9 protein-coding genes, 1 pseudogene and 1 other annotated feature are annotated in these 12226 nt (G+C 67.7%); of the genes and pseudogenes, 4 read left to right on the top strand and 6 right to left on the bottom strand.

The features are described from left to right. Positions 1-40: 40 nt before the first annotated feature. Together GYB83_RS13110 and GYB83_RS13105 are read left to right on the top strand one after the other, a co-directional pair. Positions 41-967: pseudogene (locus tag GYB83_RS13110) on the top strand (AMP-binding protein); the annotation flags it as partial. Between the two features lie 531 nt (positions 968-1498). After that, complete coding sequence (locus GYB83_RS13105) at positions 1499-2059, top strand: integrase core domain-containing protein (protein ID WP_003937322.1); 561 nt, start codon at positions 1499-1501, stop codon at positions 2057-2059. Positions 2060-2106: 47 nt separating this feature from the next. Here the strand turns inward: GYB83_RS13105 and GYB83_RS13100 are convergent, their stop codons facing one another. Then, positions 2107-2793, bottom strand: coding sequence for a TetR/AcrR family transcriptional regulator (locus tag GYB83_RS13100; protein ID WP_008382024.1), 687 nt, complete (start codon positions 2791-2793; stop codon positions 2107-2109). A gap of 187 nt (positions 2794-2980) precedes the next feature. Between GYB83_RS13100 and GYB83_RS13095 the strand changes: the two genes are divergently transcribed. Continuing rightward, a complete protein-coding gene (locus tag GYB83_RS13095; RefSeq protein WP_050792883.1) occupies positions 2981-4462 on the top strand; it encodes an MFS transporter in 1482 nt (493 codons plus the stop codon). A gap of 24 nt (positions 4463-4486) precedes the next feature. Here GYB83_RS13095 and GYB83_RS13090 read toward each other — a convergent pair. After that, positions 4487-5709 (bottom strand): IS3 family transposase gene (locus GYB83_RS13090; RefSeq protein ID WP_228461457.1). Its coding sequence is split into 2 segments (ribosomal slippage): positions 4487-5430 and positions 5430-5709, totalling 1224 coding nucleotides; the frame shifts between segments, so codons are not numbered across the junction. Continuing rightward, positions 5307-5440, bottom strand: a sequence feature (AL1L pseudoknot). Its footprint overlaps the gene before it by 134 nt. Before the next feature lie 180 nt (positions 5710-5889). On the opposite strand from GYB83_RS13090, the gene GYB83_RS23615 reads away from it, so the two are divergent. After that, complete coding sequence (locus tag GYB83_RS23615; protein WP_503826511.1) at positions 5890-6315, top strand: Pycsar system effector family protein; 426 nt, start codon at positions 5890-5892, stop codon at positions 6313-6315. A gap of 159 nt (positions 6316-6474) precedes the next feature. Here the strand turns inward: GYB83_RS23615 and GYB83_RS13080 are convergent, their stop codons facing one another. From GYB83_RS13080 to GYB83_RS13065, 4 genes are all read right to left on the bottom strand, one after another. Continuing rightward, positions 6475-7092 (bottom strand): ABC transporter substrate-binding protein, encoded by a 618-nt coding sequence (locus GYB83_RS13080; protein WP_161895930.1) that lies wholly within the window; start codon positions 7090-7092, stop codon positions 6475-6477. Then, positions 7089-7889 (bottom strand): MTB12 C-terminal domain-containing protein, encoded by an 801-nt coding sequence (locus GYB83_RS13075; protein WP_161895929.1) that lies wholly within the window; start codon positions 7887-7889, stop codon positions 7089-7091. The genes GYB83_RS13080 and GYB83_RS13075 overlap by 4 nt, the downstream gene beginning before the upstream one ends. 88 nt (positions 7890-7977) lie before the next feature. Next, the gene (locus tag GYB83_RS13070) at positions 7978-9675 is read right to left on the bottom strand and encodes an ABC transporter ATP-binding protein (protein ID WP_161895928.1); all 1698 of its coding nucleotides are present in this window, start codon (positions 9673-9675) and stop codon (positions 7978-7980) included. Continuing rightward, positions 9672-12182: an ABC transporter ATP-binding protein/permease gene (locus GYB83_RS13065; protein ID WP_161895927.1), complete on the bottom strand. Its 2511-nt coding sequence runs from the start codon at positions 12180-12182 to the stop codon at positions 9672-9674. The genes GYB83_RS13070 and GYB83_RS13065 overlap by 4 nt, the downstream gene beginning before the upstream one ends. Positions 12183-12226 lie beyond the last annotated feature (44 nt).

Here is a 12226-nt window from a genome sequence, read left to right as displayed (position 1 = left end):
CCGGTCAAACCTGTCTCCATCAAACCCGGGACGATTCACCTGGGGACTGGTCTATGCCGCCCTCATGGCAGGTGCCGACCTTCTCATGCCTGACCGGTTCCTGCAGGCCGAGCCGCTGGTACGGCTCATCGATGCCCAGAAGCCAACCGTCGCAGGCGCGGTCCCGACGATCTGGAACGACGTGCTGAACTTCGTGGAGGCCAACCCCAGCTACGACATCTCCTCTCTCGGCCTGGTTGCCTGCGGTGGCTCCGCCGTGCCCGTTCACCTGATGGAGATCTTCGAGGAGAAGTACGGCGTACAGGTTGTCCAGGCGTGGGGAATGACCGAGACCTCGCCGCTGGCCACCGTCGCGCGTCCGCCGGCATCGCTCGACACGCAGGAGCGGTGGCGCCTGCGAGCCACTCAAGGCCGTCCGGTTCCAGGTGTGGAATTGAGGATCGTCGGCGACGCGGGCAATGAGCTCCCGCACGACGGCGAAGCCGTCGGCGAGCTGCAGGTGCGCGGACCTTGGATCACCGGCTCGTACATCGGCGAAGAGGATGACGGGGAGAAGTTTCAGGACGGTTGGTTGCGCACCGGCGACGTCGGTCGGATCGATGAACGCAGTTTCGTCACGCTGACCGACCGCACAAAGGACGTGATCAAGTCTGGCGGGGAGTGGATCTCCTCGGTCGAGCTCGAACTGCTGCTCGCCGGACACCCCGATGTGCTCGAGGCATCTGTGATCGGGGTGCCGGACGAGAAGTGGCAGGAACGTCCCCTCGCGGTGATCGTCGTACGTGACGGGCGCGAGCCCACACCTGCCCATCTGCGTGACTTCCTCGTTGGCAAGGTCGCCAAATGGTGGCTGCCCGAGCGTTGGTGCTTCGTCTCCGAGGTGCCCAAGACCTCGGTCGGCAAGTTCGACAAGAAGCGCCTGCGCTCCCTGCATGCCGAAGGAGAGCTTGCCGTCGTCGAAATCTAGGAATCCTCTCTAGATCATCGAGCACGGGTCCCTGCTCACATCGTGGGGTTAGGATCCGCGGCGGACAGTCCGACTTCGAGTACCTTGCCCGGCCTTAGTGGTCACGCCTCTCTTCAGTCACGCCGCGAACGCAGACCGGGTGGTGCGACATACCCCACGCTGAGTCAGCCGAGAACCTCGCAGGCCAAACCTCGACTGCCGCGCGATCGCGGCCACTTGGCGGCCCTGGATACTTCCTGCTGGTACCTGCGAAAATTCCCACCTGCAGTGCTGGCGGCGGTCCGGTTCGACCATCGCAAGGTGTGGGCGATGTGCCGTTGCGACGGGCACCCGGTGTCGCAGGCGACCGTGCTGCGGTGCCTGCGAGACGAGGGTCTGCTGCCGCCAGCCGCAAGGCTGCGTTCGCCGCCGAGCCCACCGGCCCGAATCAGGTGTAGCGTTTGGACTTCAGTGAGTTCGAGACCACCGCTGGCGGGACGTGGCGTATCGCGGATTGCCGGGACTACTGGAGCAAATACGAGCATCCCTGGCATGTGTCGCCGACGGCGAACCAGCACGAACGCGATCACCGCGATCGAGCGCGCTTTGGCCGACTACGAGCAGTCGTACGACCACCCGCTGGCCGAAACGTGCCCACGCGAGCCCGGCCGTGGTCTCGAGCCCGCGGCGACGATCGTGACCTACAACGGCGGCCCGTTCCGGTCGTTCCGCTTCGAGGCGTTCGTCACCGCACACCCCGAACTGCGCCACGTCGGTACCCGAGTCAGGTCGCCGGGCCAGAACGGCTCGCGCGAACGCGGTTTCGGGTCGCTGAAGTACGAGCGACTGTTCCTCGAGGAGATCGATGACGTCTTGGCCGTGGTGAAGCACGCTGACGCCTACCGGGTCGAGCACAACACCGTCCGGCCGCACGAAGCCATCGCTTGGAACCGGCCGATCCAGATCCACCCTGGCCTGGTCGGCCCTCGGATCCCCAACTTTCCCCGAGACCGAAAACCTGCCAACTACTTGACACGGGACACGACGACGCAGCAGCGGCCTCGTCCAGGAGTGTTCGATCAACGGCTCTGGTATCCCTCACACCCGAATTGAGCCAGAGCCGTTGACCCGACCTCCGTACGTGCGGGCTTTTGTCGGTTTTACTTGCGGGTGTTGTGGTTGTGGTGGGCGGTGAGGAAATCGTCGACCAGGCGTGCGCAGTCGTGGTGGTCGATGCTGTGCAGCCCGGTGAGGCGAGCGAAGACGATCGGGCCCAGCAGCTGGATGATGACGAAGGTGGTGTCGAGGTCGCCGAGGTGGGCGCGGGCCTCAGGGCTGGTGAGGATGTGGTCGAACGGTTCGCGGTAGCGGCGGATGACCTGGGCGCGCAGGGAGGTGACCGCGCCCGAGTCAGGGGGTGCGCCGGGGTCGGGGGTAATGGATCCCATGGCCAGCCAGGACAGGGTGGTCAGCTGGAGGGGAGCGTTCTCGATCAGGTCGGCTTGGGCGGTGAGCAACGCGATCAACTGCTCGCGCACGGGCCCGTCGTCGGGTGGGGTGTCCACGCGTGGGAGTAGGCGTTCGAAGGTGGCCGCGAGCAGGTGGGTGCTGCTGCCGAAGTGCCGGTAGAGGGTGGTGCGCGCGACTTTCGAGGTGCGGGTGACCGCGTCGATGGTGACCGCGTCGATACCGCCGGTGGCCAGCAGATGGGTGGCCGCGTCGAGCAACCGTGCCCGCGAGCGCGCCAACCGCGGATCGGCCTGATCGAGATCCGCGTCCTGCTCGCCGGTGGCGGAGTGGGGCGCGGCGGGTCCGGTGCGGGTGTCGGCCTGGTCGCGGGTGGTCATGGTCGGGAAGACCTCCAAGGAAACGGGCGGCGGTGAATGTGTCCGATTTCGACTCTATCGCAACCACTCTCGCCTGTGATACTCATGGTAGCGAAGCGATACCGATGGTTTCGTCGGGTGGGAGGTGCCGGTGAACGCACCGGAAACGACTGACGGTCACAGTGTGCTGGCGCGGGCCGAATGGTGGATGCTGACGGTGTCGTGCCTGGCGGTGGCGCTGGTCGTCGCGGCGATGGCTGCACTGTATTCGGCGTTGCCGCTGATCGCGGTCGCGACCGGGGCGACCCAATCGCAGCTGACCTGGATCGTCGACGGCTACACCCTGATCCTGGCGTGCCTGGTCCTGCCCGCCGGCGCGGTGGGTGACCGCTACGGGCGCCGCGTCGTGCTGATCGCGGGCCTGGCGGTGTTCTCCGTGGCCTCGGCGCTGCCGCTGCTCATGTCGGGGCCGGTGTGGCTGATCGCGGCCCGCGCGGCGGCGGGCGCGGGCGCGGCACTGGTGATGCCCTCGACCCTGTCGATCCTGACCGCGGGGCTGCCCGAAGCGCATCGCGGGCGCGCGGTCGGGGTGTGGGCTGGGGTCGCCGGGTCCGGTGCGGTGCTCGGGATCCTCGGCTCGGGACTGCTGCTGGCGCGGTGGTCGTGGGAATCGGTGTTCGTGGGACTGACCGTGGCCGGGGTGGTGCTGGCCGCGCTGGCGTGCACCATCGCCGAATCCCGCGAGCGGGAACACCCGCCGGTGGACTGGGTGGGCGCGGTGGCGGTGGCGATCGCGATCGCGGCGATCGTGTTCGCCTGCGTCGAGATCCCCGCGCGCGGCTGGCTCGACCCGCTCGTGACCCCCACCCTCGCGCTCGGTGTCGCCGCGGCGGTGGTGTTCGTGATCATGGAGTTGCGGGTCGCCGCGCCGCTGCTGGATGTGCGGTTGTTCGCCCGGCGGGGGTTCGGGGCCGGGTCACTGTCGGTGACCATCCAGTTCCTGGTCACCTTCGGGGTGTTCCTGCTGCTGGTGCAATACCTGCAATTGATCCTCGGGTACGGGCCGCTCGGTTCGGCGCTGGGCCTGGTGCCGATGGCGGTGCCGCTGGTGGCGATCTCGGTGATCGCGCCGTGGCTGTCGAGCCGGGTCGGGCTGCGGGCGATGACCGTCACCGGGCTGCTCGCCATCGCGACCGGACTCTTCCTGGTGAGCCGGTTGACCCTGGCCGCCGACTACCCAGACCTGTTGTGGCCGTTGCTGATCCTGAGCGCCGGGCTGGGATTGTGCACCGCCCCGGCCACCTACGCCATCGTCGCCGACACCCCCGTGGCCAAACACGGTGTCGCCGCCGCCGTCAACGACGCCGCCCGCGAGATCGGCGCGGCCATCGGAATCGCCGTATCCGGCAGCGTGCTCGCCGCCGGATACACCCACCACATCCAACCCGCCCTGCCCCAGCTGCCCGAACCCGCTCGCGGCCCGGTCGCCGACTCCCTCGCCGCCGCCCTGCAGGTCGCCGACCGCGCCGGACCCGCCGCCCAGCCACTGGCCGAATTCGCCAAGACCGCGTTCGTACACGGCAGCACCCAGGCCGCGCTCGCGCTGGCGGCCATCACCGCGGCCGGAGCACTCGCGCTGGCCATCCTCGCCCCCGGACGCACACCCCGGCCCACCCCCACCACGACCTGAAGCGCCCTGGGTTTCGTTCCGTGGTTACACGGTCGCGGGCGCGGTCGTCGTGGTGTGAGTGTAGGTCGCTCCGACGTTCGCCGGGGTGCGGTAGCCGAGAGCTTCGTGGAGCCGGGAGGTGTTCCACCAGTCGACCCAGCCCATCGTGGCGAGCTCAACCTCGCTGACTGACTCCCAGATCCGCTTGGAGTAGATCAACTCCGCCTTGTATAGGCCGTTCACTGTCTCGGCCAGCGCGTTATCGTAGCTATCGCCGACGGTACCTACTGAAGCCGTAACTCCCGCGGCGAGCAGAGCGTCCGAATAGGCGAGCGAAACGTATTGACTACCCCTGTCGGAATGGTGGATCAATCCGCTTTCGTTCCTGCTCACCCCGGTGGACTGCAGTGCATGCTCCAGTGCGAGCAATGGCAGAGACTCCGTGTGGAGCGTGGGCGCGACCGCCCAGCCGACAATTCTGCGACTGAAGACATCGGTAACGAATGCGACGTAGCAGAACCCGGAGAGCATCCGGACGTAGGTGATGTCGGCGACCCAAAGCTGCTGCGGTCGATCCGCGACGAACCGCCGTTCAACGAGGTCCGGGCGCTGGTCATCTCCGTCTGCGGAGCAGGTGGTGACGGGCTTTCGACCTCGGCGAACGCCCTGCAGGCCGGCGATCTTCATCAGCCTCGCGACCTGGTCGCGACCGACGTTCCATCCTGCGTGGCGCATTGCGTGCCACATCTTCCGGACCCCATAGACGCTGTAGTTCGCCTGATGAATCCGCTGCACCTCCTCCGCCAGCATCTCGTCCCGAACGCTGCGAGCGGAGGCCGGCCTGTTCTTGGCAGCGCGGTATCCGCGGGAGGTGATGAACCCACATTCTGTCGCACTGAGGATGCGGCAGATGGCCTCGACCCCGAACTTCTCGCGATGCATGTCGACGAACGCGATCATTTCGTCGTGGGGCGGTCGAGTTCCGCTGCGAAAAACGCTGAGGCGGCCTTCAGGATCTCGTTCGCACGTCGCGCCTCGGCGAGCTCCCGCCGGAGACGGCGATTCTCCTCCTCGAGCGGCTCTCCCGGTCCGACCGGCTCGGTGGCGCCGTAGCGATTGCACCAGATCCGCAGCGTCTCTGTGCCGACACCGAGCTGCGGCGCGACGGCACGGATCGATGCTGCGCGAGGGCCGCCCTCGCGGGCTTGGCGGTCGTAGACCATGCGCACGGCACGCTCACGCAGCTCTGGACTGAACTTCTTGGGCATACTCCGATTCTCCTTGCTGAGACTCGGAACGGAACCCAGGGCGCTTCAACGCACCCCACGTCGTCGCCCTCGTCCGAGCCGGCAAGACCTTCGAGAAAGGCAAACTCGTCGAATCCGACACCCCATCAACATCGCAAGAGGAGGCCGCCTGAAACAACCTCATCCACAGGTCTTGACAATATCTCCGATACGAAGGCGCCATTTGCACTGACAATTGAGACCGCGCTCCTCGTGGGAGTTATCACGCTGTCGGGCGAGGGGCGGGTGCTCCATGACCTTGGGGGCTGGGCCGTAGTCTGGTACGTCGTTGGCATCCTCCTCTTAGTAGCTAGCGTCCTATGTGCGGCCTGGGTTGTGCGTCCCCGGCTACGGGCCTCCAACCTCGAGGTTGAGGCGCCGGACAACTTTGTCTATTTCGGACACCTGCGGCACCTGACGCCCGAAGCCGTTCAGGATCGGCTCGAGGGCCCGACTCTTCTTCCGGTACTGTCGAAACAGCTCGTGGAGATGAGCAAGATAGCGTGGACAAAGCACCGGCTTGTGCAGTTGTCTATGAGTCTTTCTCCGATTGGCGTTATGGTACTTGGCATATGTGCGACATGCTGACTTGTGTGAGGCGATGCTCGGTCGTCAGAGCAGAGGGGTTGCCGCTGCATGGGCGCCGCAAGAGATCGATCTACGCCAAATGTTCGCCGAAAGTGACTTGGATGGCCGACCACATGGAGAATCAAAATTGACACGACTCATCGAGGCACGCATGTTCTGTCAGACTTCCGGGGGTAGCGCTGCTAATCTCCGCTGCATCTCGACATTGCCCTTGAGCTTCGGGAACTCGGTAGCCAGTGCGCTGATCTTCGAGTTCACCCCGTCGATGATCTCCGTCGCCTTCTCCGGCTGGTGCAGGATGGTGCCCATCAGGGTGACCATGTCGTTCCACGGATCGACCTCCGCGCCGCTGATCTTGTCGATCGTCGGCGCCAGCTTCGTCAGCTTGTCGTAGCCGTCCTCCATCGACGCGAATCCGGGAGCGAGGATCAGATCCGGGTTGAGCTTCGCGACCTGACCGACGATGTCTCCGCTCGGGTTCACCAGCGTCGAGTCGGCGAGCTTGTCGCCGAACCACGGCGACCGACTGCCCGACTGCACCTCGGCGGAGTCGAAGTAGCCGACGGGCGTGACCCCGAACGACAGCGCGACGTCGGTCCACTGACCGCCGAGGGTGACGATCCGCTCGGGGGTGCCGGGAACGGTCACCTGCCTGCCGTCGGGAAGGTTGATCTGGACGGGGGCCGATGTCGACTCGTCCGGTGCCGAGCAGGCCCCGACGACCAGTGCGGCCACAACGGCGAGTATGGCTACGAGGGCGGCTCGCGTGCGCATCATGCGACCGAGCATTTGAGCTGAGCGTACGAGGCGATGTCGCACACGCTGCCGTTGGTCAGTTTCCACTTGGTGCCCGACCACACCCACGACAGCGTCTTGGTGCGCGATCCGCTGCCGACCAGCGACATCTGCAGTGTCGCAGACATTGTGGAGCCATTCACCTGGACCGGCCCGATCATCTTGTAGCTGAAGCCCGCACTGTTGAGACTCAACAGCTGCGCGACCTGGTCGACGGTGACGAGCGCCTGGGTACCGCCCTCGAGTTCGTCGGCGCGCGCGGCGCGCGATGCACGGGTGTTCATGATGAGTTTGATCTTGGTGGTGAGCTGACCCGGCGTCAGCGCGGTCGCCTGCACCTGCGGCTGCGGCTGCCCCGGCTGCTGTTGCTGCTGGCCCGGGGCCTGCGTGGTCAGCGTCGTCGTACCGCCGCCGTTTGTATCACCGCCGTTGCTCTCGGGGACCTGCTCGCCGACGGGCGCGACGACCCCGGGCGTGGTCTGCGGGGCTCCGACGACGGCGGAGCCGTTGTTGTTGGTGACGCCCGGCGTCTGTGCGGCTCCGAGGTTCACCACGGTCGGGGTCTGCGGCGCGGACCCGGCGTTGGTGAAGCGGTCGGACGTCGCGAGGCCGACCACGCCGATGGTGACGATGAGCGCGGACACGACCGCCGCGATGCCCGCGGACACCATGACGGTCGGGAGGCTGACGCGCGACCCGCCACTCGTCTTCTCCGGCGCGGGCGAGTCCGGGTACGCGTCACCGTCGTACAACTCGTGGTTCTGGTCGTCGATCGACACGGATACTCCTTCAGTGCGCGGATACCCGCTCAAATGATTTAGGTGAGGCTAACTTACTTTTCGGTTATGTCAAAGTCCCGGGACGCCGTCACACCTGCCACCCCTCGGACGCCCGCCACCGCTCCCACAGATCGGCGAACACTCCCCCGCGATTCAGAAGGTCGTCGACGGGGCCGGACTCGGCGACCCGCCCGTCGTCGAGGACCAGGACCGAATCGGCGATCGCTATCAACGCCGGACGATGCGTGACGACGACGATCGTGCGCGACCCGCGGATCCGCCGCAGCGAGTCGACGACGGCTCGTTCGGTGATCACGTCGAGAGCCGAGGTCGCCTCGTCCACGAGAAGCACACCCGCGGGCTTCGCCAACGCCCGTGCGAGTCCGACCCGCTGACGTTCGCCGCCCGACAACGCGTTGCCGCCCTCGCCGATTCGCGACTCCCACCCGTCGGGAAGCCCGGCGAGGACGGTGTCGAGACGAGCGAGGTCGGCGACGTCGGCGAGGTCGACGTCGTGGCCGTCGGTGACGACGTTGTCGCGCACGCTGCCCGGTCGGAGCAGGGTCGTCTGAAAGACCACCGACGATCCGGCCAGTCGATCGGCCGCGTCGGTCGGTTCGCCCGCGACGTCGACCGCGCCGGTCGACGGTTCGCGCAACCCGGCCACGACGTCGAGCAGGGTCGACTTGCCCGACCCCGACCGTCCGACGATGACGGTGATCTCGCCCGCCGCGATGTCCAGATCGACGTCCCGAAGCGCCTGGGTGCCGTCGGGATACACGTAGCCGACGGACGCCAGGCTCACGGCCGCGGGTCCGGGCTCGCGGCCGCGGGCGGGACGGGCGCCGTCGTCCGCCGCGACCAACTCGCGCAGGTCGGCCAGGGTGCGTTCGGTGGCGGCGAAGGGCGTCGCGAGCAGCGACAACGACCCGGTGCTCTCGACCATGCGGAGCGCGACGACGATCAGTGCCGCGGCCGCAGAACCCTCGAGGTCACCGGACAGATACAACGCGCCCGCGGTGGCTCCGAGCGCGATGAGCACCAGCTGACCCACGATGCTGAACAGGATGTCGCCGGGGATCTGCCAGGCGAGGAGGCGGAGTCCGCGACTGCGGGAACGCGCCACCACATCGGCGACCAGGCGGGGACCCACGCCCGATGCGCGCAGGGTCGGCTGCGCCCAGGCGAACTCGAGCATCCTGTCGTCCAGGTCGCGCCCCGCGGCCGCGAAGTCGTCCTCCGCGAGGGACACGGCCCGACGGCTGGCGAAGAACGCCCCGAACAAGGCCGCGCCCGCGACGAATCCGGCGACGGCCAACTGCCAGGACACGAAGAGCAGCCCGATGGACAGCACGGGCACGAGCAGCGCGGCGTGAATGAGCGGCGAGAACATCAGGACCACCGCCGACACCGCGTCGGGCCCCGAGGTCGTCACCAGATCGCGCAGGGTGGACGCGCGATCGCCGTGCAGGTCCGCGGTGTCCAGCCGCCGGATGGCGGCGACGCCGGAACGCTCGGCGGCGTCGATGACGCCGAATCCGACGCGCAGTCCGGCACGGGTCGCCGACATGTCGGCCAGCCAGGCGACGACGAGGCACACGACCATCGCGCCGACCCACGGCCAGGCGTCGGACGGGGCGTCGCCGAAGAGTGCGGAGAACAGCGGGACGAGCATGACGGTCGCGGCGGCCTGCAGCACGGTCGAGGCCGCGGTGAGGCCGTAGAACGCGGTGCGGTCGACGCGGTGCGCGTCGCCGGTCACCGCGGCGAGGTCGGCGAAGATCATCGGAGGGCCTCCTGTGCCTGAGCTGTCATGGCCGCGTACCGGCCGCCCGCGTCGAGGAGTTCGGCGGGCGTCCCCTGCTCGACGATCACGCCGCCGTCGAGCACCACGATGTGGTCGGCATCGGCGACCGTGTGGAGCCGATGGGCGACGACCAGGACTGTACGACCCGCGAGGAGCCTCGAGAGTCCTTGTCGCACTTCCCATTCCGAGTCGGGATCGGCCGCTGCCGTCGCCTCGTCGAGAACGACGAGAGCTGGGTCGCCGAGCAGTGCGCGGGCGATGGCGATGCGTTGACGCTGTCCTCCGGACAGGCTCTCGCGGTCGATGGCGGTGTCGTATCCGTCGGGCAGCGCGACAATCACGTCGTGGACGAACGCGGCTCGTGCAGCGTCTTCGATCGCCTCGTGATCGACGTCGGGCAGTCCGAGCGCGATGTTCTCGGCGACGGTGCCGCGGACGAGTTGCACGTCCTGGAGCACGGTCGCCACCCGTCCGCGCAGCTGAACCTCGGGGACGTCCCGGTAGTCGACGCCGTCGATCAGCACGGTCCCCGCATCCGGGTCCCACAGTCGCGCGACCAGCGCGGCCACCGTCGACTTGCCCGATCCGGAGGGGCCGATCAGCGCCGTCGTGGTCCCCGGACGCAGCCGCAGGTCGAAGTCGGATACGACGGGCCGACCCGAGGTGTAGCCGAATGCGACACCGCGGAGCTCGACGTCCGCGGGCCCGTCACCGAGCGCCACGGCGTCGTCGGCGAGAGGCAGCTCCGAGGTGGTGAGCAGCAGGTCGAGGCCCGATTTGGCCCCGAGGCCCTCGCGCAGTCCGTTCGCGGCGAACGAGGCGCCGAGCAGGCGGTCTCCGAACGACGTTCCGAGGATCAGGAACGGCAGCAGCGCGGTGGCCTCCGTCCATCCCGCGGTGACGAACGCCGTGCCGACGACCGCGATGAGCACCATCGACGTCATCGGGCGATTCAGCTGGAGCATCACCGCCTTGGTGCCGATCGTCGCGTGCTGCCAGTCCTTGATGAAGTCGGTGAGACGTCGGAGTTCACCCGGCAGATCGACCGTCGAGGCGTCGCCGAACACCCGCGAGGTCTGCTGGCCGCCGATGAACCGCTCGGCGTCGCCGGGCAGCGTCGCGTACCACTGCATGCGCCGGGTGAGGCGGGGTTTGTCGGCCGTGGCGAGGCGCCCCATGAAGACGATGTAGACGACCACCGGGACCAGCAGGATCAGCGCGATGCGCCACTCGACGGAGAACAGGTAGCCGAGGATCACCAGTGGCGTGACGAGTGCCGCCACGATGTCGGGCACGGCGTGCGTGATCAGGTAGTGCAGGGCGGAGACGTCGTCCTGGACTGTCTTGCGGACATCGGAGTGGCGTCGACCCGCGAACCAGCCGAGCGGCAGTCGCGAGAGCTTGTCGAGGACCCTGCGTCGCAGCGACGCCGCGTAGAGCTGGTCGTAGAAGTGCATCACCGCGATCAGCGTTGCGCTGCCCGCACCGCCCACGACGAGCACGATCAGCGCCGTCCACCCGAGTTCGACGAGGTCGGCGCGCTCCGCTCCGATGACGAGGCGGCGCGCGAGTTCGGCGAACAGGACCAGCGGCACCACCTCGAGCACCGCGAGGAGCAGTGCGAACAGCCCGGCGATGATCATGGCCGGGAGCGCGGGCCGCAGGACGGACGGCACCTTCTCGTCGGGCGGGGGCACCGACGCCGCCGGTGCGGCCTCGGGCGCCGACGTCTCGAGTTCGACCTCCGCCTGTTTGCCCATCGCCCGGCCCGCGACCCAGTACGCCTGCGCGTGCATGGTCGCCTTGTTGTGCCCGTGGTCGCGCACGAGGGCGGCCTTGGCGAGTCTGGTCGCCGTGGTCTCGGCCGTCACCCATGCCGCCCATCCGCGATAGTCGGCGTCGCCGATCGCGTCGACGAGGGCTCGACGGTCGTCGCGCATCGGCACCCAGTCGACGGTCAGGGCGTCGTGTGCAGGCAACGGCAGTCCGCGGTCGTCGTCGTGTCCGTATTCGATGACCGCTCGGACCGGCACGCCCGCGGGGACGTTCTGCACGATCGAGACGAACGCGGGCCAGGACGCGACGTCGCCGAGGAGCAGGTATCCCAGCGGCTCGTCGGACATGTCGTAGCCGTCGCCGCCGAGCCTTGTCATCAGCAGTTCGTCGCCGACGGCGGCCGACCCGGCCCAGGTGGACGCGGGTCCGGCCGGTTCGTGGACGAGGAAGCAGATCGCGAAGGTGCCCGCGGCGGGGTCGGCGTCGAAGAAGGTGTAGCCGCGCTGATGGAACTTCGACGGACTGTCCGGGTCCGGGAACCACGCACGTATCCACGCCGCAGGCTTCTCGCCCGCGGGATACATGATGGCGTCGCACGAGAAGTCGATGCGGACGACGTGATCGGTGATCCACTCGACGGCCGTCACCGTCGCGGAATGATTCTTCGCACCGAGCGCGCGCAGCACTGCTCCCTGCAGTCCGGTACCCATGCACCCTCCTCGCTAATTAGGTTTGGCTAATCTTAATCACACGG

The organism is Gordonia spumicola (assembly GCF_009932475.1).
Lineage (GTDB): Bacteria > Actinomycetota > Actinomycetes > Mycobacteriales > Mycobacteriaceae > Gordonia > Gordonia spumicola.
This window is presented reverse-complemented; position numbering and strand designations above follow the sequence as displayed.